A 20727-nucleotide genomic window follows, 5' to 3' on the forward strand; every position below is an offset into this window, starting at 1 on the left:
CCCAGCCCGGTGCGGCGGCCGTCCGGCCCTCACAGGCCCCTCACACGTTTGTCAGGCCTCCTGCGAGCGGGTCTTGAGGTCCTGGGTCCGCTCGGAGGCGGACTCCTCCGGCATCCTCTGGTCCTGCTCCCGCTCGGTGCGCCGCTCCGCGGCACGCTCCTTGCCCGACTTACGGTTCTTGGCCTTCGGCATGGTGACTCCCTTGCAGAGCTGGTCGATCCGAAATGGTGCTTACCAGCCCAGTAGCGCACCCCGGGTGACGGTTGGCGTCCGGACCGGGGCCAGGGGAGTGAGGGGCCGTGACAGCGGGTGACCTACGGCTTGACGCGCAGCACCTGCGGATCGTGGTCGCTGGCCTGGTCGGCGTACTCGGCGTTGATGTGGACGATGTCGTAATCGGCCCCGGACAGCGCCTTGGTGGTGAGCATGTGGTCCAGGACCTGGGAGTTGCCCTGGTAGACGTAGCCGTAGCGCTCGGCCTTCGGCAGGCCGTTGACGAGGTCGGTGAGCACCCTGCCGCCGGTCAGGTTCTTCAGGGCGGGGGAGAACTGGTAGTCGTTGAGGTCACCGGCGACCACGACCTCGGCCCGGGAGTCCTTGGCCAGCAGGTCCTTGACGAAGGCGTTGACCAGTGTGGCCTGGGCGGTGCGCTGCGTCTCGGAGCTGCGGACCGGCGGCTGGAAGCGGCTGTCCAGGCCCTGGTCGCCGCCCTTGGAGTTGAAGTGGTTGGCGATCACGAACACCCGGCTGCCCGGCCGGCTCTTGAGGGAGAACTGGCCGACGAGCGGCTTGCGGCTGGCCTTCCACGCCTGGTCGGTGGGTGCGACCCGGCCCGGTGAGGCGGACAGGGTGGCCTTGCCGTGATCGTCGACGACCTTCACGGGTGTGGTGGCGTCGCCGCCCTTGATGTCGGTGAACGCCACCCGCGCGGGGTTGAACAGGAAGGCGGTGCGGATGTTGCCGCCGGGCTGGCCGCCGTCCTGGTCGTTCTGCGGGTCGATCTGCCGCCACTCGTACGCCGGACCGCCCGCCGCCTTGATCGCGTCGGTGAGCTTCTTCAGGGTGGCGCCGGCGGTGACCGTGCCGTCGTCGGTGGCTCCGTTGTCGTCCTGGACCTCCTCCAGGGCGACCACGTCGGGCGCCGACAGATTGTGCACCAGCGCCTTCGCCAGCCGGTCGAACTTGGCCTGCGGGGTGGTGGGGGAGAGGTTCTCCACGTTGTACGTGGCCACGGCCAGCTCGTCGGTCTTCTGCTTGCGGGTGCTCTCCGGGGCCGGGCCGTGGCCGGTGACCTTGCCCAGCTCGGTGGCCTGGAGCGTGTAGCCGCCGAAGTTGTCGTAGTCCAGCGGCCCGGCGGTGGTGCCGGTCAGCTCGTTGCCGACATCGGCCACCGGGAACGGCCGCTGCGCGAAGGGGATCAGGGACTGCACCTTGATCCGGCCGCCGTTGGGATCCGCGTACGAGCCGTAGCGGGTGCCGCCGCGGGCCGTGCGGTTGTGGCCCGGCTCGGCGGTCACCCACAGCTCGTTGTGGGTGTTGGTCGCCCCGACGACCGGGGAGCTGCCGACCGAGACCCGCATGCCTTCGAGGGACTCGTAGCGGTCCAGCGCGTAAGAGGCGGGCTTCAGCTTCAGCGGCTCGATGCTCTTGCCGCCCCCGTCGGGGGCGTAACTGTCCGGCACCGAGGACGGGTTGAGCTTGAAGGCGGCGGGCAGCGGAGTCTTGGTGGCGGCGACCTTCCAGGTGGCACCGGTGATCTCGGTGACGGACTGGAGGCCGGCGTCCTTGCCGCCGGGGTAGTACTCGGTGACCGTACCGGCGAAGGTGATCGCGTCGCCGACGTCGACCTTCGGGGTTTCCTTGCCGGTGAAGACGAAGACGGCCTCGCTGGTGGCGTCGTTCTTGTCCGGGTGGGGGTCCTGCACCCAAAAGCCCCGCGCCGAGCCGAAGGAGCGGACGGCGGTGACCGTGCCCGGTACATCGCTGACCTGCTTCCCGGCCAGCGGGGATATTCGGGTACTGCCCTGGATGTCGTGGATCCGGGTGCCGGCCGCATGGGCGGACTGCGTGGCGGTGATCAGTCCACCGGCGAGGGCGGCCGCGGCCACCGCGCTGACGGCGGCCGGTCTGCGGAGCGAACGACGGGACGGCATGCATGCCTCCGAAGGTATGGGGGGTGAGAGGGGGGTCGGTGGAGGTGCGTGAGGTACGGGCAACGTCGCCTGTGGAGCGGGGCCGGCGCTCGTACGCTACGCGCGTCAATCTCTGTTCTGGGCAAGGAAGTTGTCAAGGTTCTCCCGGTGACCGGGAGCGTACGAGGGGGTGAACCGCCCGAGATACGGCGAATTCCGTCTACGCTTGGGCGTCGCACGAATGAGTAGTCCGTCCGAGGAGCTGAGCCCCAGATGTCCGCAGACCGCCCCACCCTGCCGCCGGTGCGGCTGCACTCCGAAGCGGAGCTGGCCCGGGACGCGCTCAGTGCCCCGCTGATGGCCCGCGCCGCGAAGCTGGCCCGCTGGGCGGAGCGGGGCGTGCCCGTCGGGGTGGGCGGCGAGATCCTCCACGAGGCGCTGACCGCCGCCACCGAGCACCTGGGCCTGGCGGACGACGAGGACGGGTCCGCGTACACGGCCGAGGCCTGGCAGCTGGCGGTGGACACCGGGCTGGTGGAGATCGAGGAGTCCGAGGAGAGCGACGGGTCCGGCCAGGACGCGGCGGACCTCGGCGATGCGGCGGTCGGCACCGCCACCCCGGGCGAGGAGCTGGGCCTGCTCACCTCCGGCAGCCCGCACGACATCCTCGACCTCTGGCTCGAGGGCATGGAGACTGTGCTCGCCGACGCGGCGGCCCCCGACCTCGCCGATATCGCCGACCAGATCGCCGAGGGCGGCGAACTGGACCTGGACGCCCTCGACTGGAACCCGGAGGAGGAGGCCGAGCTGCTGGACGGCATCCTCGGCAACCTCTACCTGCTCACGGCTCTGAGCGAAGGCCCCGACCAGGAGGTTCCGCTGCCCGCGCTGGCCGCCTCCATGATCGTCCCGGACGATATGGAAGAGCCCACCGACGACATCCTCGAAGAGGTCTCCGAGGCGATGATGCGCCTGGACGACCAGTTCCGGGTGCTGGAGCCGATCGGGCTGGTCGCCTACCGGCCGGTCGACGAGGCGCTGATCGAGGAGCTGGACGAGCAGGGCGAGACCGTGACCTCCGCCGAGCCGCTCACCGACGAGGACGTCTCCCGCTACGGCATGGTCCGCCTCACCCCGCTCGGCGTCTGGGCCGTCCGCGCCCGGATGCTGGACGCCGGAGTGCACGCCCCGGCCGTCGGCGACCTCACCGACAAGGGCGCCGATGTCCTCCTGGAGGCGCTGCCCGACTACCCCGAGTCGCTCGCCCAGGCCGAGTCGGAGCTGTGGCTCGCCGCCCGTACACCGACGGACGCCGCGCGCGACCTGCTCGGGGCCGCCCGCGGCGACGACGAGCGGGCCCCGCTGCGCCGGCTCGCCGCCCAGCAGACCCTCTCCCTGGTCTCGCCGGACGCCGAGGGCGCGCTGCGCGAGGTGCTGGACGACCGGCAGCTGGGCGGCCTGGCCCGGGTCTGGCTCGCAGAGCGGGCGCTGCCCGGCATCCCCGAGCCGTCCCAGGAGATGATCTTCTGGCTGACGGTGGACACCATCGCGGCGCAGCTGGACAGCGCCGACGACGAGGCGGCGGCCGAGCTGCGGGACCTCGTACAGAGCCTGACCGAGCAGCACAGCGGGTTCTTCGACTCCGCCTGGCGGGTCGATCACCCGGCCACCGCCGACGTCCTGGAGGCCATGGGCCGGCTGCACCCGGACAAGAAGGCCGCCAAGGAGGCCCGCAAGGCCGCGTTCAAGGCGCGGTCGCGGCAGACGGGCTGAGCGGCGGTTCCCTTACTCCGTGAGCGGCGGGCGGCCGGACCGGCCGCCCGCCGCTGTGGCGGGTGAGGGTCTCCCGCGGTCGTGGTGAGGGCGAACAGCTTCCTGGACGTAGGGCCGCGTTCAACTGGAGTTCGATGTCGCACGAGAGCGTGTGCGGCGCAGGCACAGGGGAGAAAGAACCGGCCATCCAGGAGATGACTATGCCGCTCACCCGGAGAAACTTCGCCAAGCGCTCCGCCCTCACCGGCGCCTCGGTGGCGCTGGCCGGCAGCGTCGGCGTGCTGGCCACCGCGCCCGGCGCCATCGGCGAGGAGGCCCCGGACACCGGAGCGGACGGGCACGCGGACGGCCACACCTTCGGCTACGGCCCGCTGCTCCCGGACCCGGACGGCATCCTGGCGCTGCCCGCCGGATTCTCGTACCGGATCATCACCCGGACCGGCGTGACCACGCTGGAGAGCGGCGAGTCCACCCCCTCCAACCACGACGGCACCGGCACCTTCGCCGGCCACCGCGGCACCACCCTCCTCGTCAACAACCACGAGCTCAAGGGCCCGCGCGCCGACTGGCCGCACCCGGTGCCGCTCGCCGACGGCCTGGTCTACGACCCGGCGGCGGCCGGCGGCTGCACCGTCGTGGAGGTCGCCAAGGACGGCACGCCCGTCGGCGAGTGGGTCGGCATCGCCGGTACGTCCACCAACTGCGCGGGCGGAACCACCCCTTGGGGCACCTGGCTGACCTGCGAGGAGAACGAGGACAAGGCCGGCCGGCACGGCATGACCAAGGACCACGGCTATGTCTTCGAGGTCGACCCGCACGACCGCAAGGCCGGCCGCGACCCCAAGCCCATCAAGGCGCTGGGCCGCTACGCTCACGAGGCCGTTGTCGTCGACCCCCGGCGCGGCCACCTCTACCTGACCGAGGACGCCGCCGGTCCCAACGGCCTGTTCTACCGCTGGACCCCGCCCAAGGGCTTCGAGCACGGCTGCGGCAAGCTGCGCACGCTGGCCGATGACGCCGGTGTACTGGCGGCCCCCAAGTGCTTCGACTCCGGCGGCCGCTACGTCGACGACCTCTCGCGCGCCACCAAGCCCGGCACGGTCTACGGCGTCGACTGGATCGAGGTGCCCGACCGCGACGCCCGTACGGTCTCGGTCCGCTCGCAGTTCGACGAGGGTGAGGTCACCCGCGCCCGCAAGCTGGAGGGCATGTGGTGGGCGGACGGCGGCACGTACCTCGTGTCCTCCTTCGCCCGGGAGGAGAGCCCGGTCCAGCACGACGGGCAGGTGTGGTTCTACGACCCGCGGCGGCGGACGCTGACCCTGAAGGTGCGCTTCGGCGTCAACCCGGACCCTTCGGAGGACGGCGCGTTCGACGGCCCCGACAACATCAGCGTCTCGCCCTACGGCGGGCTGATCATCGCCGAGGACGGCCAGGGCGTCCAGCACCTCTTCGGGGCGACGGAGGACGGCCGGACGTACCCGGTCGCCCGCAACGAGCTCAACATCGGCACGGCCGACAAGCCGGAGTTCAGCGAGTTCACCGGGCCGGTCTTCTCGCCCGACGGGCGGACGCTGTTCGCCAACATCCAGGAGCCGGGGATCATGCTGGCCATCACGGGCCCGTGGAAGCGGATCCGCCGGAACCGGCAGGGGAGCTGACGGCGGAGCGGGGGGCTTCGGCCGTGAGGACGTAGTAGTCCAGCAGGCCGTCCCGGTACGCCGTCAGATAGCGGCGGGGCCATTCGTCGCGCAGTTCCCGCCGCTGGGCCATGTAGCGGTCGTAGGGTTCCCAGACCCCCTCGCCGATCGGCCGCACCCGGACGTCCCGCAACCCGGCCGCGGCCAGCGTCCGGGCCACGTCGTCGATCACATAGGGGACGTCCAGGCCGTCGGCGTACGGGGGCAGCAGCTCGGGCAGCGCCTCGGCGGCCTCCGGGACGCGGCCGAAGAACGTCGTCAGCGCCAGCCGGCCGCCGGGGCGCAGCACCCGCGCCGCTTCCCGGGCGAAGCCCGCGAGATCCCGGAAGTGCTGCGCCGCCTCGACGGAGTAGAGACAGTCGATGCTCGCGGCGGGCAGCGGGAGGTGGTGGGCGCTGCCCTCGATGAACTCCAGCGGGGCGGGGCCGTCGGGGGGCGCGGCGAGCAGATCGGCGTTCGCCTCCCGGGCGCGGGCGATCTGGTCCGGGTGGATGTCCAGGCCGGTCACCGGTTCCAGGCCGAATTCCCGCAGGGCCAGCGCGCTGCCCAGGCCGCGGCCGCAGCCGACTTCCAGGGCGCTGCGGCCCCGCGTCCGCCCGAAGGTGCCCAGCACCAGGCGGTAGAGGTCCTGCTCGCTGCGGATCCGGTCGGCCTCGCTCAGTGGGCCGTCCGCGAGGTGGGGCAGCCATGACCAGTAGCCGAAGTTGATGTAGCCGCCGGCGAAGGCGGTCACCGTGCTCAGATCGTGCTCACCGTAGATCGTCGCGACCCGGTCGGGGAGGTCCGGCCGCGTCGGCCCGTCCGGGTGACCGGGATCCCGTGCGCCGGCGGGGGGCGGCTGCTGCGTCATCGGACGCTCCTCGTGAGCGGAGTCTTGCGCGCGTGCGGGCGTTGCGGGGGGTGAGCCCGACGGTACGGACGCAACAATTCTCGGTCCTGGGCCGCTCCCGCACCATCGAGGGACGGCCGGCAGGGCCGCGCCCGCCGTGCCGCGTTCCGCCCCTGGGCCCTGTGGGGGCGCCCGCAGGCGAACCGGGTGACCGGGATAGGGGCCCCGGTCACCCCCGGTGCGTCGCCGGGTTCAGAGCGCCGCACCCGCCGGCTTGATCATCCCGCGCACCGTCCGCGCGTCGACGAATTCGCCCATTGCCGTCATCTCCCACTCGCCGGAGAACTGGCGGATCAGCTTCGCCATCATCACGCCCGTGCGCGGCTCGGAGCCGGTGAGGTCGAAGCGGACCAGCTCCTCGCCGGTCCCCGCGTCGGACAGCCGGCAGTAGGCCTTGGCGACGTCGGAGAACTTCTGGCCGGAGAAGGAGTTCACCGTGAAGACCAGGCCGGTGACCTCCGGGGGGAGGCCGCCCAGGTGGACGGTGATGACCTCGTCGTCGCCGGAGCCGTCGCCGGTGAGGTTGTCGCCGGAGTGCTGGACGGCGCCGCCCAGGATCATCAGCTTGCCGAAGAAGCAGTTGTCGATCTTCTTGCGGTCGGGGCCGTAGGCGATGACGGAGGCGTCCAGGTCGATGTTCTTGCCGTGGAAGGCGGGCTCCCAGCCGAGGCCCATCCTGACGGAGCCGAGCAGCGGTTGGCCGCCCTTGACGAGGGAGACGGTCTGGTTCTTCTGGAGGCTGACCCGGCCCTTGTCGAGGTTGACCTTGCCGGTGGCCGGGGCCGGGGCCGGGGCCGCGGCCGGAGCGGGAGCCGGAGTGGGTGCCGGGGGAGCGGGCGGGGCCTGGGGCGCGGCGGCCTGCGGCGGGGCCGGGGGAGCGGGGGGAGCGGGGGCGGCCTGGGGGGCGGCGGCCGGCGCGGCCGGTTCCTCCACGCTGACGCCGAAGTCGGTGGCGATGCCGGCGAGCCCGTTGGCGTAGCCCTGGCCGACCGCGCGGACCTTCCAGGCGCCGTTGCGGCGGTAGATCTCGACGACCACCAGCGCGGTCTCGGCGCCCAGCTGCGGCGGGGTGAAGGAGGCGATCACGCTGCCGTCGTCGGCGTTGCGGATCGTGCCGGTCGGTTCGGTGCCGGCGAAGGTCGCGCCGGGCGCGTCCAGGCTCGCGGTGACCACGATCTTCTCGATGCCCTCGGGCACCGCGGCGGTGTCCACCGTGATGGTGTCGCCGCTGCCGCCGGCCGCCGCGGTGTGGGTCACCCCCGGGCCGTTGGGCTGGTTGTAGAAGACGAAGTCGTCGTCGGAGCGCACCTTGCCGTGGGCGGTGAGCAGCAGGCCCGACACATCCAGCTGTGTGGGGGCGGTGACATCCACCGCCACCCGCGCGGCGGTGAGCGGGAGGTTCGAGCCAGGAGTCATAGCGGTCATGTCAGAGGTAACGATCGGTCGGCTTTTGCGGTTCCATTACCCGCTGTCAGAGGCGCATCAGGGCCGTACGCGCCCTGGACACTCACCCGCGGCACTCCGCCCCCGGTGTTCAACCTCAGTGCCGTTCGCGGGAGTTGCCGAACAGCAGCCGGTAGGCGATCAGCAGGACCAGGGCGCCGGCGATCGAGGCGATCCACATGGACGGTTCGCCGATGTCCTTCGGGATGGGGCGGTGCAGGATCTTCGTGGACAGCCAGCCGCCGATGAAGGAGCCGGCGATGCCGATCAGGGTCGTGCCGACCAGGCCGCCCGGGTCCCGCCCCGGCAGCAGGACCTTGGCGATGACGCCCGCGATCAGGCCCAGTACGAGCCAGGTGACGATGCCCATGATGCGTTCCTCGTTCCTGCGGGTGGGTTGGTACATACACCAGGACGCCACCCGGACGGCGCGGGTTCCGCGGCGTGGCACGGGCCACGTTCCCGGGCCGCGTTCCCGGGGGGCGGTTCAGTACGGCCACTGGGGCGGGTCGGTGCAGAACGCCCCGCCGAGGTAGGCGTGTTCCCGGTTGGCCGGGTCGAGCTCGCCCTGGGCGGCGATCAGCTCGGCGGCGTACGGCTCGGAGTCGTCCTGCGGTGCGTAGCCGAGCGCGCGGGCGGTGGACAGGTCCCACCACAGGCGGGTGTTGGCGGAGGAGCCGTAGACGACGGTGTGGCCCACGTCCGGCGCGGTCAGCGCGGCGTGCAGCAGCCGCGCGCCGTCGGCCGGGCTCAGCCAGACCGACAGCATCCGCACCGATGTCGGCCTGGCGAAGCAGGAGCCGATGCGGACCGAGACGGTCTCGATGCCGTGCAGGTCCCAGTAGAGGGAGGCGAGGTCCTCGCCGAAGCCCTTGGACAGGCCGTAGTAGGTGTCGGGGCGGCGCGGGGTGGTGACGGCGATGGCGCCGGAGCCGTCTTCCGGTCGCGGGGTGAAGCCGACGGCGTGGTTGGAGGAGGCGAAGACGATACGGCGGACGCCCGCCTCCCGTGCCGCCTCGTAGAGGTGGTAGGTGCCCTCGATGTTGGCCCGCAGGATCTTCTCGAACGGCGCCTCCAGGGAGATCCCCGCGAGGTGGACGATCGCGTCGACGCCCCGTACGGCCTCGCCCAGCGCCCGGGTGTCGGCCAACTCGACGGTGTGGGCGTCCGGTTCGCCGTCGACGGGCCGCTGGTCGAAGAGCCGGAGCGCATAGCCGTACGGGGGCAGCAGCTCGCGCATCAGGGTGCCGAGGCCGCCGGCGGCGCCGGTGAGCAAAACGGTGCGGGGTGCGGTCATGGCGGGAATACTCCTCCGGCTGAGCTGCGAGGATGTCTGCGAGGGGCGTCTGCGAAGGTCGTCCGCAGGGCTGTATGTGCGACTGGCATTCAGATGTGTGGACACGACAGGGAGCCGGTTCGTGCCGGTCAAGACGCTTGACGGACCTGGTGAATCCGCTTGCGGTGCGGTATTGGTGCAACGGTGGTGGGGCCTTGACCGGTACGGGATGGCTGCTCTAGCGTGGCGATGTTCATGAGTATAGACATCGATCAGGAACATGCACGGACAGCTGTGTGCGGGTACATGTAGGGACTGCCAGGGAGAGCCCGTGACCTCAGATTCGCCGCTCGCCGCCCGCCTCGAGGGGCTGCTGTTCTTTCCCGTGACCGCGTACGCGCCGGACGGCACCGTGGACCTGACGGCGTTCCGCGCCCATGTGCGCGCCGGGATCGAGGCGGGCGCCGCCGCCGTCTTCGCCTGCTGCGGCACCGGCGAATTCCACGCGCTGACCCCCGGCGAATTCGCCGAGTGCATCGCCGCCGCGGTCGAGGAGGCCGCGGGCCGGGTCCCGGTGGTCGCCGGCACCGGCTACGGCACCGCGCTCGCCGTGCAGTTCGCCCGCCTCGCCCGGGACGCCGGCGCCGACGGACTCCTCGCCATGCCGCCCTACCTGGTCGTCGCCGGCCAGGAGGGCCTGCTGCGCCACTACGCCGACATCGCCGCCGCCACGCCCCTGCCCGTCATCGTCTACCAGCGCGACAACGCCGTCTTCGAGCCCGCCACCGTGGTGGCGCTGGCCAGGACCCCGGGCATCATCGGTCTCAAGGACGGCCTGGGCGATCTCGATCTGCTGCAGCGCATCATCAGCGCGGTCCGCACCGAGGCCCCCGACGAGGACTTCCTCTACTTCAACGGCCTGCCCACCGCCGAACTCACCGGCCCCGCCTACCTGGGCCTGGGTGTCCGCCTCTACTCCTCCGCCGTCTTCGCCTTCGCCCCCGAGATAGCCCTCGCCTTCCACCGGGCGCTGGCCGCCGGCGACAAGGACACCGTGGACCGGCTGCTGGACGGCTTCTACCGGCCGCTGGTCGAACTGCGCAACCAGGGCCGCGGCTATGCCGTTTCGCTGGTCAAGGCCGGTGTGCGGCTGCGCGGCCTGGACGTCGGCGAGGTCCGGCCGCCGCTGAGCGAACCGGCCCCGGAGCACCTCAAGCAGCTCGCCGCCCTGATCGACCGGGGACTGGACCTGGCCGCGGCCGCCCCGGGGGCATGATGCGTAGCGCCGCCTTCCTCTACCCCTGGGACGTGGTCGGCGACCCCGGGGCCGCCGCCCGTCTGGCCGGACTCGGCATCCAGCAGGTCACCCTGGCCGCCGCCTACCACTCCACCCGGGCCCTCACCCCGCGCCACCCCCGCCACCGCATCGTCACCGCCCGGCACGCCGCCGTCCTCTACCCGCCGGACGCCACCCGGTGGGCGGGCCGGTCGCTGCGCCCGTACATCCAGGACTGGATGCCCGGCCCGGACCCCTTCGGCGAGGCCGCGCGGGCGCTGACCGACGCCGGCCTTCAGGTGCACACCTGGGTGGTCCTGGCGCACAACTCCCGTCTGGGCGCCGAGCATCCGTCCAGCGTCGTACGCAACGCCTACGGCGACCCCTACCCGTGGGCCCCCTGCATCGCCCGCCCCGAGGTCCGCGACTACCTCGTCGCCCTCGCCGCCGAGGCGGCCGTACGGCCCGGAGCCCGCGGCACCGAACTGGAGTCCTGCGGCTGGTACGGGCTGGCCCATCTGCACGCCCACGACAAGACCGGGGGCGTGCCGCTCTCCGGCGCCGCGCAGTATCTGATGTCGGTCTGCTTCTGTAGGGTCTGCGCGGACGGGTACGCCGGACTGGGCGTATCCGCAAGGGAGCTGAGTGCCGCCGTGGTGCGGGCCCTGGAGCCGGTCTGGGCCGGTGCGGACGGCGGACCGGGGGAGCGGGCGAGGGGGGCCGCGCCGACGGAGCGGGCGGGAGAGTGGGCCGCGGTCCGGGCGCTGCTCGGCGAGGAGCCCGCGGGGGTGCTGCGCACCTGGCGCGACCGGGCGGCGAGCACGCTCCAGCGGGCGGCGGTCGCGGCCGTACGGGATGCGGCGGCGGGTTTGTTCCGGGTGCTGCTGCACGCCGACCCCGCCGCGCACCGCTGCGGCGCCAACGCCGGGGTGGACCCCGCGGATGTCCTCGCGCACGCCGACGGGGTGGTCGTGCCGTGCACCGGCGACGAGGGGACCCGCGCCGAGGCGCTCGCCCCCTTCGGTGACCGCCCGGCGGGGGCCACCGTGGCCGCCAACCTCACCGTCGTCTCCGGCCTGGGCGGCCGCCCCGGCACCCTCGCCGCCGACGCCGCCCACGCCGCCTCGCTCGGCGCCACCGAACTGCGGCTCTACCACGCGGGCCTGGCGAGCGAGGGCGATCTGGCGTCCGTACGGGAGGCCCTGCGCGCCGTCGCGGGCGCACCGGCCGGCTGCGCAGGGCGGGACGCCGGGCCCGGTCAGCCCCGGCCCTCCGCGTGACGGCGCCGCAGCACCCAGGTGCCCCCGGCGGCAGCGGCCAGCATGAGGCCCGTACCGGCGAGGACCTCCGTGGTGTCGGTGCCCTCACTCGTGGTACCGACACCGGTCTTCATTCCGCCCCTGGGCATCGGGCCGGGCGCGCTGCCGCCGCCCGGCCCGGCCCTGACCGTGCCGGAGATGTCCTTGCCGTCGGCGCAGATGCCGGCGACGCCGTAGTTGCCTGGCCGGGTATCGGGCCGGACCCTGATCTCGCCGACCAGCGCGCCCTCGTGCGCGCCGGGCCGCAGCGTGATGGTGCCCCCGCCCAGCGTGGCGGCATCCACCCGCGCCGACCGGCTGTGCCCGCAGTCCCTGGTGGCCAGCGAGACGCTGGAGCCCGGCCTGGCCGGATACGGCGAGGCCTCCACGTCCCCGAAGTCGCCGGCGAACGCCGCGGGCGCGGCGAGGGCGAGCGCGGCGGCGCAGAGGGCGGCACCGGCGAGCGGCCGAGGGGATCGCAGGGATCGCATGGCGGGGACCTCCACGAAGCGCGGCCTGCGGCACGTCGTTGTGCCACCGAGAGGAGGTCCGCGCCTCTTGATCCCCGAGCTAATCGGTACGGCGGCGGGCCGGCCCGCCCGGCCGGGACGAATGGGTGAACGGCTTCACCCCAGGAGTGAGGACCGCGGCGCTCCGTCGCACCCCGGCCGCACAAAGCCGCATTCGTACGCCGCGATCACCGCCTGGGTCCGGTCCCGTACGCCGAGCTTGGCCAGCACCCCCGCCACATGCGTCTTCACGGTGGCCGGGCCGACGCCCAGCCGGGCCGCTGTCTCGGCGTTGGTCAGACCCGCCGTCATCAGCAGCAGCACCGCCCGCTCCCGCTCCGAGAGCCGGGCCCGCAGCGCCCGCGCCGCATCGTCGGCCGCCCGTTCCCCGGCGTGCCGGGCGGCCAGCGCACGGACCGCAGCCGGGAAAAGCAGCGAATCGCTGCGCGCCACGAGGCGTACGGCCTGCACCAGCTCCTCCGCCCCGGACCGCTTGAGCAGAAACCCGCTGGCCCCGGCGCGCAGCGCGTCGTACACATACGCATCGTTCTCGAAGGTCGTCACCACGAGGATGCGCGGCGGCTCCGGCATTCCCGCCAGCACCTGTTCGGTGGCCCGGATCCCGTCGATCTCCGGCATCCGGACGTCCATCAGGACGATGTCCGGCCGCAGTTCACGGATCAGCGGCACGGCCTCCGCGCCGGTCGCGGCCTCCCCGACCACCTCCATATCGGTCTCGGCGCCCAGGATCGCGCGCAGCGCCGTACGCACCATCCGCTCGTCGTCGGCGAGGAGGATGCGGAGCAGGGGAGTGCTGCCCTCGTCGCCGCTCACCGTGCCGCCCCCGCTGTCGGGAGGGCGGCCGTCAGCCGCCACACGCCCTTGTGCGCTGCGGCCGTCGTCTCGCCGCCCAGCAGCCGGGCCCGCTCGCCGATCCCGCGCAGCCCGCGTCCGCCACCCGTGCGGTCCACCGGTCCGGCCGCATCCACCGGATTCTCCATCGTTAGCTTCAACTCCCCGTTTTTCACGCATAGTTGCAGCGTCACGGACACCGGGCCGGCGTGCCGCAGCACATTGCTCAGCCCCTCCTGCACGATCCGGTACGCCTCCCGCGAGACCACCGGCGGCAGCCCCGCGCAGTTCCCCTCGACCGTCGCCTCGATGCCCAGGCCCGCCGCGCGGGTGCGGTCCAGGAGGGCGTCCAGGTCGTCCAGGGTGGGCGCCGGAGAGGTCGGCCGGGCGCCGTCCTCCTCGCGCAACAGCCCCAGTACGGTGTCCAGTTCGGCGACCGCATCGCGGGTGGTCTCCTCGATGGCGGCCAGCGCCTGGCGGGCGAACTCCGGGTCCGCGTCCAGCACCCGACGGGCCGCGCTCGCCTGAAGGGTGACGGCGCTGAGCGCATGCCCCACCGCGTCGTGCAGCTCGCGGGCCAGCCGGTTGCGGGACGCCAGATCGGCGGCCCGGCGCTCGGCCGCGGCCAGCCGGTCGGCGGGCGTGGGGCCCAGCAGGACCGGTGCCAGACGGGCCAGCAGCATCCCGGCTCCCCATGCCGTGCCGACCACCAGAGCCATCAGCGCCAGTCCGGCGAGGGGGCCGAGTACGCCGGGGGCTTCCCGGTGCCACGCCGGGAAGCCGCGCCGCAGCGCCGCCGAGAAAGGCATCACCATCAGCGCTGCCGCGGCCGGCGGCACGGCCAGCGACATCCCGCTCACGATCCCGCCGGCCGCCTGGTGCAGCACAAACCACAGTGCGGTACGCCGTCGGGCGGCCCAGGAGTACCCCGGCCCGTCGGCCAGCAGCTCCCCCGGCACACCGCAGAACGTCCGTACGGCGCTCGTCGCCATCGACCGCGCCGGCGCGAAGACCAGCGTGGCCGTCCAGGCGAGGGGCAGGGCGGCGCCGAACGAGATGAACTGGGTCGTGACGTCGCGGAACGGGCCGGCGCCGCCCGTGACCATCGACACGATGACCGACGCCACCAGGAAATACGGCATCAGTATCGCGCCGCCGACCACCAGATGGGCCCAGCGCAGTCCGTGCCGCCGCATTCGGTTCATCCGCGGTCGGTTCAGCCGCACCGCGCGGCCTCGGACTCGGCCTGGCGCTCGGCCTCGCGTTCGGCCTGGCGCTCCGCGAAGAAGTGGGCCCCGGCGGTGGCCACCAATATCCCGGTGATCATCTGGACAGCGTAGGTGAGGCTCATCAGCGGAGTGGGCAGCTTCGGGTCGCCCGCCGCGCAGTCCAGCGTGGTCAGCGTCAGCCGGCCGCCCCAGCACGCGAGCGCGCCGGAGCCGGTCCAGACGGCGGCCGGCGGCACCGGTACGGGGATGCGGCGCCCGCGGCCGTACGTGAGCGGCAGCAGACCGGCGACGGTGAGGGCGGCGAACAGGACGTAGGAGCCGTCGTTCACACGGGCGTTGAGGTCCGGTGCCGCGGCCCGTTCGGGGCTGAGACCGGCTGCGCCGGCGGCCCACAGCAGATGCATCACGGCGGGGAACAGGGTCAGGGCGATCGCCGCGCCCGCGGTCAGCCGGCGCGCGGACCGGGTGGGGCCGGCGGGCAGGTCCCCGACCCGGCCGTGCCACAGGTGGCTCCATGAGCGCGTTCAGCGCCATCAGGGAGTTGCCGTCCCGGCGCAGTGCGCTGCCCTCGGGGATGCCGATGCGGCTGCCCGCGATCCAGACGATCTTGAGGGAGAGGCAGGGGACGCAGGCGGCGAGGGTGGTCGCCCGGAGCACGCGGCGTGTGGTGCGGATCGTCATGCCGACCAGACTTCCGGCGCCCGGCCCCGGCCGCCTCGGCCCCGCCGACGATCCTCCTCCGCCGTACGGGGGAGGACCGCCCGGTACCTCAAAGGCGCCGGGTCGCCAGTGTCAGCCGGTCGCGGGCGTCGAACAGCATGTCCTTGATCATCTGCTCATGGTCCGGGGTCAGCCGGGCCACCGGCACCGAGCAGCTGATCGCGTCCCGCGCCGGGGTGCGGTAGGGGATCGCGGTGCCGAAGCAGCGCAGGCCCAGCGTGTTCTCCTCACGGTCGACCGCATAGCCCTGTTCGCGGACCGCGTGCAGCTCCTCGATCAGGGCCTCGCGGTCGGTGATGGTGTGCTCGGTCAGCGCCGCGAGGGTGGGCGGCAGCATCGCCCGTACCTGGTCGTCGGTGTAGGTGGCCAGCAGCGCCTTGCCCAGTGAGGTGGAGTGCGCGGGCAGCCGGCGGCCGACCCGGGTGAAGGGGCGCAGATAGTGCTGCGACTGACGGGTGGCCAGGTAGACGACGTTGGTGCCGTCCAGGCGGGCGAGGTGGATGGTCTCGGTGGTGTCGTCCGAGAGGCGGTCCAGCGTGGGGCGGGCGGCGGCCACCACCTCGTCGCCGTCGATGTAGGACGTACCGACCAGCAGGGCGCGGACGCCGATGCCGTACCGGGTCCCCGTCGCATCGGTCTCGACCCAGCCCAGGTCGACCAGTGTGCGCAGCAGCATGTAGAGACTGGACTTGGGGTAGCCGACGGCCTCCTGGACGGCGGCCAGGCTGTGCATACCGGGGCGGCCCGCGAAGTACTCCAGCAACTCCACCGTCCGTACCGCGGATTTGACCTGCGATCCACCGGAATCGGCAGCTGACATCGCCCTTGACCCCTCTGTTCGGACAGCCATAGAGTCCCAGCTGTTCACAGCTATTCACCATCTGGGACGATGTTCAGCATATCGAACGCCGTCCGGGGTGCGGCAAGTCTTCGCCCAGGAGGAATGCACGGTGGCAACGGCGTCAGCAGCACCAGTCTGGAGTGTCGACCCCCGAACCGGGAAGCCGCGCGAACAGGTTGCGGTGGAAGCCACAGCGGCCGAGGTGGACCAAACCGTCCGCGCGGCGCACGAAGCCCGCGCGGCGCTCGCCGACCGGCGGGTGCGCGCCGCGCTGCTGCGCCGCGCCGCCGGACTGCTCGACGAGGCGGGCGAGGCGGTCATCGAGGCCGCCGACGCGGAGACCGCGCTCGGCCCCGGCCGGCTCACCGGCGAACTGAGCCGTACCACCTACCAGCTGCGGGCGTTCGCGGACATCGTGGACGAGGGCGCGTTCCTCGACGTACTGATCGACCACCGCGACCCCGCCCTCACCCCGCCGCGGCCCGACCTGCGCCGTTACAAGATCCCGCTGGGCCCGGTCGCGGTCTACGCCGCCTCCAATTTCCCGCTCGCCTTCTCCGTCCCCGGCGGCGACACGGCCAGCGCCCTGGCGGCCGGCTGCCCCGTCGTCGTCAAGGCACACCCCGACCACCCCGCCACCTCCGAGCTGTGCGCCGCGCTGCTGCGCCGCGCCGCGGCCGAGGCCGGGCTGCCGGAGGGCGTGGTGAACCTGGTGCACGGCTTCCAGGCCGGTATCGACCTGGTGCGCCATCCGCTGATCACCGCCGCGGGCTTCACCGGCTCGGTACGCGGCGGCCGCGCCCTGTACGACGCGGCCGCGGCCCGCCCGCACCCCATTCCCTTCCACGGCGAGCTGGGCAGCCTCAACCCCGTGGTGATCACCGAGGCCGCGGCCGCGGAACGCGCCGAGCAGATCGGCGCCGGGCTCTGCGGTGCGATGACGCTGGGCGTCGGCCAGTTCTGCGTCAAGCCCGGTCTGGTCCTGGCGCCCGAGGGCGGGACCGGGGACCGGCTGCTGAAGGCGCTGACCGAGGCGGTCAGCGACACCGAGGCGGGGGTGCTGCTGGACCACCGGATGCGGGAGGCGTTCGTGGCGGGCGTCCGCAGCCGGGCCGAACTCCCCGGCGTCCAGGCGCCGGTGACCCCCGGGGCGGGCGGTGAGCACACGGTCAGCGCGGGCTTCCTCGCCGTCCCCGCGGCCCGCCTCGCCACCGAAGGCCCGCACGACCTCCTCCTGGAGGAGTGCTTCGGCCCGGTCACCGTCATCGCCCGCTACGCCGACGAGGCCGAGATCGGCGCCGTCCTCGCCCGGCTCCCCGGCAACCTCACCGCGACGCTGCAGCTGGGCGAGGAGGAGAGCGCCGGAACCGACGAGGCGGGACGCGGCGCCCGGCTGCTGGCCGCCCTCACCCCGCTCGCCGGACGCGTGGTCGTCAACGGCTGGCCCACCGGCGTCGCGGTCGCGCCCGCCCAGCACCACGGCGGCCCCTACCCGGCGACCACCTCCACCTCCACCTCCGTGGGCGGCACCGCCGTCGAACGCTGGCTGCGCCCGGTCGCCTACCAGGACACCCCGGCCGCGCTGCTCCCGCCCGAGCTGCGCGAGGACAACCCGCTCGGCCTGCCGCGCCGGGTCGACGGCCGCCCCGAGGGCGGGTAGGCACCGTGCCTTCCTCCCGTGACCGAGCGCCGCTCCAGGTCCGCGCCGCCCGCCCCGCGGACCTGGAGGCGATCGCCCATCTGCACGCCGCCGCCCGCGCCGCATACCAGCGCGCCCGCTTCCCGGACGCGCCCTTCGACACCCCGGCAGAAGAGGCCCGCGGGCACGCCGCCTGGGGACGCGCCATGGAGTGCGAGGAGACCCCCGCACTCTGCGCCGTGCGGCAGGAGACGGTCGTCGGCGCCGCCTCCTACCGCCGGCGGGCCGGGACCGCCACCGTCGAACTCCACCAGCTGCATGTCGACCCCGGCCACTGGGGCACCGGCGTCGGCCGCGCCCTGCACGCCGCCTGTCTGCACGCCTGGCGCGCGGCGGGCTTCTCCCGGGCCGTCCTCGAGGTGCTCTGGCACAACCACCGGGCCCGCGGCTTCTACACCGGCCTCGGCTGGCAGCCCGACCCCGGGCGCCGCCCCGCCCCCGACGCCACCCACCTCACCCTGATGCTCCCGCTGGCCGCTCCCGCCGCGCGATGAGCTGCAGCCGCCCGACGGTGGAGCCGTCCAGGGTGCCCACCGTGTCCTGGCGCTCCCGCAGCACCGCGAACCCCGCCTCGCGCACCAGCCCCCGCAGCCGCTCCGGCGGATGGTGGCGGAACACCCCGCCATCGGGGGTCCCGAAGACCCCGTACGTGCCGAAGCGGGCCGCGAAGCGCTCGTAGCGCTCCCGGTTGAGTGCAGTGCTCTGCAACGGCACATCGCTCAGATACAGCACCCCGCCCGGCCGCACCAGCCGCCCCAGCTCCCGCACGATGGCGCTCTGGTCCGCGTCATCGGGCACGCAGGTCAGCACCGCGAACAGCAGCGCCGCATCGAACGCCCCGTCCTCGAACGGCAGCGGAAACCCCGCCCACCGCAGCAGATCCACGCCCGGATGCTCCCGCCGCCCCCGCTCCACCAGCGCCGCCGAGAAGTCCACCCCACGGACCCGCCGGTAGCCGAGCCCGGCCAGTTCGGCGGTCAGCCGCCCGTAGCCGCAGCCGTAGTCCAGCACCCGCGCGGCCTTCGGCACGAACTCCGCCAGCAGCGCCGCATCGAGCGGATGGGTGAACGTCTTGGCGGCCCCGGTCGTCTCCCAGAACCCGGCCGCATCCTGTGGGGTGGTCATCCCCGGACCGTACCCAGGGAATAACCCGGCGGCCGCGCAGGTTGCACCGGCGTCCACCCACAGCGAGGAAAGCAAGCCCCCATGCGCGTCGAAATCTGGTCCGACATCGCCTGCCCCTGGTGCTACATCGGCAAGGCCCGCTTCGAGGCCGGGCTTGCCGCGTTCGCGCAGCGGGACGAGGTCGAGGTGGTGCACCGGTCCTTCGAGCTCGACCCGAAGGCGCCGCCGGCCACGGACGTCCCCGTGCTCGACATGCTGGGCGCGAAGTACGGCGTCAGCCGTGAGCAGGCCGAGGCCATGGAGGCCCGGGTGGCCGAGGCGGCGGCGGGGGAGGGGCTCGACTACCGCTCCGACCGGATCCACGGCAACACCTTTGACCTGCACCGGCTGCTGCACCTCGCCAAGGCCCACGGCGTCCAGGACGCGCTGCTCGGCGCCTTCTACCGCGCCAACTTCGCCGAGGCGCACAACCTCTCCGACCCGGCGGTGCTCATCGAGAGCGCCGTCGCGGCAGGGGTGCCCGCCGATGAGGCCGCACGGGTGCTGGCCGACCCCGGCGCCTACGCGCAGGACGTGCGCGCCGATGAGCGGGAGGCGGCGGAGCTGGGCGCCACCGGAGTGCCGTTCTTCGTCATCGACCGCCGGTACGGCATATCCGGCGGCCAGCCCGCCGAGGTCTTCCGGCAGGCGCTGGAGCGGGCCCGTGCGGAGGGCGCCGTGGAGATCCTGCCGGCCGGCGATGCGGAGGTCTGCGGGGACGACGGGTGCGCGGTGCCCGGGGCGTGAGCTTGGCCGGTGCCCGCCGCGGGGGAGCCGGAAAGGTCATGGACGGGGCACGGAGCGTCGCGCACAGTGGGGGCATGCAGCGACATGCGCCACTCGGCGGGGCGGAATTCGCGCCCGAGACGACCTATCTCAACACCGCCTCCAGCGGTCTGCTCCCGCGCCGCAGCGCCGACGCCCTGCGCGCGGCCCTGGAGGAAGCGGTGTCCTACGGCACCATGGGCCGCGACTACTTCGCTCCGGCGGCCGCCTCCCGGGCCGCCTTCGCCCGGCTGCTGGACATCCCCCACGAGCGCGTCGCGATCGGCAGCTCGGTCGCGGTGCAGTCCGCGTTCATCGCCGCCTCGCTGCCGGCGGGATCCGAAGTGCTGGCGCCCGAGGGCGACTTCAGTTCCCTGGTCAACCCGCTCGCCGTGCGCCCCGGGATCACGCTGCGCACCGTACCGCTGGATGCGCTGGCCGAGGAGGTACGGCCGGGCACCGCGCTGGTCGCCTTCAGCGCGGTGCAGTCGCTGGACGGCCGGATCGCCGACCTTCAGGCCGTTCGGGAAGCGGCGCGTGCGCACGGTGCGCGGACCTACCTCGATGCCACACAGGCCGTCGGCTGGCTGCCGCTGCGCGCCGCCGACTACGACTTCCTGGTCTGCGGCGCCTTCAAGTGGCTGCTGAGTCCGCGGGGTACGACGTTCATGGTCTTCGGGGACGATGCGGCCGAGGGCGGCGCCGCCTGGCCCGCTGCGCTGCACGCCGGCTGGGTGGCCGGCGAGGAGCTGGGCGAGTCCAATTACGGCCCGGTACTGCGGCCGGCCGCCTCCGCCCGCCGGTTCGACGAACCGCACGCCTTCTTGTCGTACGTCGGCGCCGAGCGCTCCCTGGCCCTCATCGAGGAGCTGGGCGTGGCCGCCGTCCACGCCCACAACACCGCGCTCGCCGGCCACTACCGCGCCGGCCTCGCCGCGCTCGGCCACCGGCCCCGCCCGGCGCCCGGCTCGGCGATCGTCTCCACGCCGGGACTCGCCGACGCGGAGAGCCGGCTGGCCGAGGCGGGGGTGCGGGTCTCGGTGCGCGGGGGGCTGCTGCGCGCGGCCTTCCACCTCTACAACTCCACGGATGACGTGGACCGGTTGCTGGAGCTGATCGGGCAAAGGTGAACCCGGGGACGGGCTCGGGGACGGGCTCGGG

Annotated in this window: 20 protein-coding genes; 8 read left to right on the top strand and 12 right to left on the bottom strand. The window is 73.4% G+C overall.

The window, feature by feature from the left end:
• Positions 1-51: 51 nt before the first annotated feature.
• Together ACZ4S3_RS06550 and ACZ4S3_RS06555 are read right to left on the bottom strand one after the other, a co-directional pair.
• Positions 52-192, bottom strand: coding sequence for a hypothetical protein (locus ACZ4S3_RS06550; RefSeq protein ID WP_467926910.1), 141 nt, complete (start codon positions 190-192; stop codon positions 52-54).
• A gap of 122 nt (positions 193-314) precedes the next feature.
• The gene (locus ACZ4S3_RS06555) at positions 315-2153 is read right to left on the bottom strand and encodes an endonuclease/exonuclease/phosphatase family protein (protein WP_467926915.1); all 1839 of its coding nucleotides are present in this window, start codon (positions 2151-2153) and stop codon (positions 315-317) included.
• A 252-nt stretch (positions 2154-2405) separates the two neighbouring features.
• Here ACZ4S3_RS06555 and ACZ4S3_RS06560 point away from each other — a divergent pair, with 252 nt between their 5' ends.
• Complete coding sequence (locus tag ACZ4S3_RS06560; protein WP_467926918.1) at positions 2406-3905, top strand: hypothetical protein; 1500 nt, start codon at positions 2406-2408, stop codon at positions 3903-3905.
• Between the two features lie 200 nt (positions 3906-4105).
• On the top strand, positions 4106-5566 hold the full coding sequence (locus ACZ4S3_RS06565; RefSeq protein WP_467926922.1) for an alkaline phosphatase PhoX: 1461 nt from the start codon (positions 4106-4108) through the stop codon (positions 5564-5566).
• Here ACZ4S3_RS06565 and ACZ4S3_RS06570 read toward each other — a convergent pair.
• From ACZ4S3_RS06570 to ACZ4S3_RS06585, 4 genes are all read right to left on the bottom strand, one after another.
• Complete coding sequence (locus ACZ4S3_RS06570) at positions 5520-6455, bottom strand: class I SAM-dependent methyltransferase (RefSeq protein ID WP_467926926.1); 936 nt, start codon at positions 6453-6455, stop codon at positions 5520-5522. The genes ACZ4S3_RS06565 and ACZ4S3_RS06570 overlap by 47 nt on opposite strands.
• 231 nt (positions 6456-6686) lie before the next feature.
• Positions 6687-7910 (bottom strand): TerD family protein, encoded by a 1224-nt coding sequence (locus ACZ4S3_RS06575; protein ID WP_467926931.1) that lies wholly within the window; start codon positions 7908-7910, stop codon positions 6687-6689.
• A 124-nt stretch (positions 7911-8034) separates the two neighbouring features.
• The gene (locus ACZ4S3_RS06580) at positions 8035-8307 is read right to left on the bottom strand and encodes a GlsB/YeaQ/YmgE family stress response membrane protein (RefSeq protein ID WP_400067852.1); all 273 of its coding nucleotides are present in this window, start codon (positions 8305-8307) and stop codon (positions 8035-8037) included.
• Between the two features lie 117 nt (positions 8308-8424).
• Positions 8425-9234 carry an NAD-dependent epimerase/dehydratase family protein gene (locus ACZ4S3_RS06585; RefSeq protein WP_467926935.1) on the bottom strand — a complete coding sequence of 270 codons (810 nt, stop codon included), beginning with the start codon at positions 9232-9234 and terminating at the stop codon, positions 8425-8427.
• A gap of 259 nt (positions 9235-9493) precedes the next feature.
• On the opposite strand from ACZ4S3_RS06585, the gene ACZ4S3_RS06590 reads away from it, so the two are divergent.
• Positions 9494-10489: a 5-dehydro-4-deoxyglucarate dehydratase gene (locus ACZ4S3_RS06590; RefSeq protein WP_467926937.1), complete on the top strand. Its 996-nt coding sequence runs from the start codon at positions 9494-9496 to the stop codon at positions 10487-10489.
• Positions 10489-11769 carry a hypothetical protein gene (locus tag ACZ4S3_RS06595; RefSeq protein WP_467927363.1) on the top strand — a complete coding sequence of 427 codons (1281 nt, stop codon included), beginning with the start codon at positions 10489-10491 and terminating at the stop codon, positions 11767-11769. The genes ACZ4S3_RS06590 and ACZ4S3_RS06595 overlap by 1 nt, the downstream gene beginning before the upstream one ends.
• Here the strand turns inward: ACZ4S3_RS06595 and ACZ4S3_RS06600 are convergent.
• From ACZ4S3_RS06600 to ACZ4S3_RS06620, 5 genes are all read right to left on the bottom strand, one after another.
• Positions 11748-12278, bottom strand: coding sequence for a hypothetical protein (locus ACZ4S3_RS06600; protein WP_467926940.1), 531 nt, complete (start codon positions 12276-12278; stop codon positions 11748-11750). The two genes, ACZ4S3_RS06595 and ACZ4S3_RS06600, sit on opposite strands and share 22 nt — an antisense overlap.
• 135 nt (positions 12279-12413) lie before the next feature.
• Positions 12414-13130, bottom strand: a complete 717-nt coding sequence (locus ACZ4S3_RS06605) for a response regulator transcription factor (protein ID WP_467926942.1) — start codon at positions 13128-13130, stop codon at positions 12414-12416.
• Positions 13127-14353, bottom strand: coding sequence for a histidine kinase (locus ACZ4S3_RS06610; protein ID WP_467926945.1), 1227 nt, complete (start codon positions 14351-14353; stop codon positions 13127-13129). The genes ACZ4S3_RS06605 and ACZ4S3_RS06610 overlap by 4 nt, the downstream gene beginning before the upstream one ends.
• A gap of 11 nt (positions 14354-14364) precedes the next feature.
• Positions 14365-14781: a hypothetical protein gene (locus tag ACZ4S3_RS06615; RefSeq protein WP_467926948.1), complete on the bottom strand. Its 417-nt coding sequence runs from the start codon at positions 14779-14781 to the stop codon at positions 14365-14367.
• Positions 14782-15146: 365 nt separating this feature from the next.
• The gene (locus tag ACZ4S3_RS06620; protein WP_467926952.1) at positions 15147-15917 is read right to left on the bottom strand and encodes an IclR family transcriptional regulator; all 771 of its coding nucleotides are present in this window, start codon (positions 15915-15917) and stop codon (positions 15147-15149) included.
• Positions 15918-16047: 130 nt separating this feature from the next.
• Between ACZ4S3_RS06620 and ACZ4S3_RS06625 the strand changes: the two genes are divergently transcribed.
• Together ACZ4S3_RS06625 and ACZ4S3_RS06630 are read left to right on the top strand one after the other, a co-directional pair.
• On the top strand, positions 16048-17598 hold the full coding sequence (locus tag ACZ4S3_RS06625) for an aldehyde dehydrogenase (NADP(+)) (RefSeq protein ID WP_467926957.1): 1551 nt from the start codon (positions 16048-16050) through the stop codon (positions 17596-17598).
• A 5-nt stretch (positions 17599-17603) separates the two neighbouring features.
• The gene (locus ACZ4S3_RS06630) at positions 17604-18131 is read left to right on the top strand and encodes a GNAT family N-acetyltransferase (protein WP_467926961.1); all 528 of its coding nucleotides are present in this window, start codon (positions 17604-17606) and stop codon (positions 18129-18131) included.
• Here the strand turns inward: ACZ4S3_RS06630 and ACZ4S3_RS06635 are convergent.
• Positions 18091-18762, bottom strand: coding sequence for a class I SAM-dependent methyltransferase (locus ACZ4S3_RS06635; protein WP_467926965.1), 672 nt, complete (start codon positions 18760-18762; stop codon positions 18091-18093). The two genes, ACZ4S3_RS06630 and ACZ4S3_RS06635, sit on opposite strands and share 41 nt — an antisense overlap.
• An 81-nt stretch (positions 18763-18843) precedes the next feature.
• Between ACZ4S3_RS06635 and ACZ4S3_RS06640 the strand changes: the two genes are divergently transcribed.
• A complete protein-coding gene (locus ACZ4S3_RS06640; protein WP_467926969.1) occupies positions 18844-19548 on the top strand; it encodes a DsbA family oxidoreductase in 705 nt (234 codons plus the stop codon).
• 74 nt (positions 19549-19622) lie between these two features.
• A complete protein-coding gene (locus tag ACZ4S3_RS06645; RefSeq protein ID WP_467926973.1) occupies positions 19623-20696 on the top strand; it encodes an aminotransferase class V-fold PLP-dependent enzyme in 1074 nt (357 codons plus the stop codon).
• The last annotated feature ends 31 nt before the right edge of the window (positions 20697-20727 follow it).

Source organism: Streptomyces sp. NPDC028368 (genome assembly GCF_055565615.1).

Coding starts and splice junctions, on each gene's coding strand:
- ACZ4S3_RS06550 (WP_467926910.1), bottom strand. CDS start 192: ATGCCGAAGGCCAAGAACCGTAAGTCGGGCAAGGAGCGTGCCGCGGAG.
- ACZ4S3_RS06555 (WP_467926915.1), bottom strand. CDS start 2,153: ATGCCGTCCCGTCGTTCGCTCCGCAGACCGGCCGCCGTCAGCGCGGTG.
- ACZ4S3_RS06560 (WP_467926918.1), top strand. CDS start 2,406: ATGTCCGCAGACCGCCCCACCCTGCCGCCGGTGCGGCTGCACTCCGAA.
- ACZ4S3_RS06565 (WP_467926922.1), top strand. CDS start 4,106: ATGCCGCTCACCCGGAGAAACTTCGCCAAGCGCTCCGCCCTCACCGGC.
- ACZ4S3_RS06570 (WP_467926926.1), bottom strand. CDS start 6,455: ATGACGCAGCAGCCGCCCCCCGCCGGCGCACGGGATCCCGGTCACCCG.
- ACZ4S3_RS06575 (WP_467926931.1), bottom strand. CDS start 7,910: ATGACTCCTGGCTCGAACCTCCCGCTCACCGCCGCGCGGGTGGCGGTG.
- ACZ4S3_RS06580 (WP_400067852.1), bottom strand. CDS start 8,307: ATGGGCATCGTCACCTGGCTCGTACTGGGCCTGATCGCGGGCGTCATC.
- ACZ4S3_RS06585 (WP_467926935.1), bottom strand. CDS start 9,234: ATGACCGCACCCCGCACCGTTTTGCTCACCGGCGCCGCCGGCGGCCTC.
- ACZ4S3_RS06590 (WP_467926937.1), top strand. CDS start 9,494: ATGCACGGACAGCTGTGTGCGGGTACATGTAGGGACTGCCAGGGAGAG.
- ACZ4S3_RS06595 (WP_467927363.1), top strand. CDS start 10,489: ATGCGTAGCGCCGCCTTCCTCTACCCCTGGGACGTGGTCGGCGACCCC.
- ACZ4S3_RS06600 (WP_467926940.1), bottom strand. CDS start 12,278: ATGCGATCCCTGCGATCCCCTCGGCCGCTCGCCGGTGCCGCCCTCTGC.
- ACZ4S3_RS06610 (WP_467926945.1), bottom strand. CDS start 14,353: ATGAACCGAATGCGGCGGCACGGACTGCGCTGGGCCCATCTGGTGGTC.
- ACZ4S3_RS06615 (WP_467926948.1), bottom strand. CDS start 14,781: ATGCATCTGCTGTGGGCCGCCGGCGCAGCCGGTCTCAGCCCCGAACGG.
- ACZ4S3_RS06620 (WP_467926952.1), bottom strand. CDS start 15,917: ATGTCAGCTGCCGATTCCGGTGGATCGCAGGTCAAATCCGCGGTACGG.
- ACZ4S3_RS06635 (WP_467926965.1), bottom strand. CDS start 18,762: ATGACCACCCCACAGGATGCGGCCGGGTTCTGGGAGACGACCGGGGCC.
- ACZ4S3_RS06640 (WP_467926969.1), top strand. CDS start 18,844: ATGCGCGTCGAAATCTGGTCCGACATCGCCTGCCCCTGGTGCTACATC.
- ACZ4S3_RS06645 (WP_467926973.1), top strand. CDS start 19,623: ATGCAGCGACATGCGCCACTCGGCGGGGCGGAATTCGCGCCCGAGACG.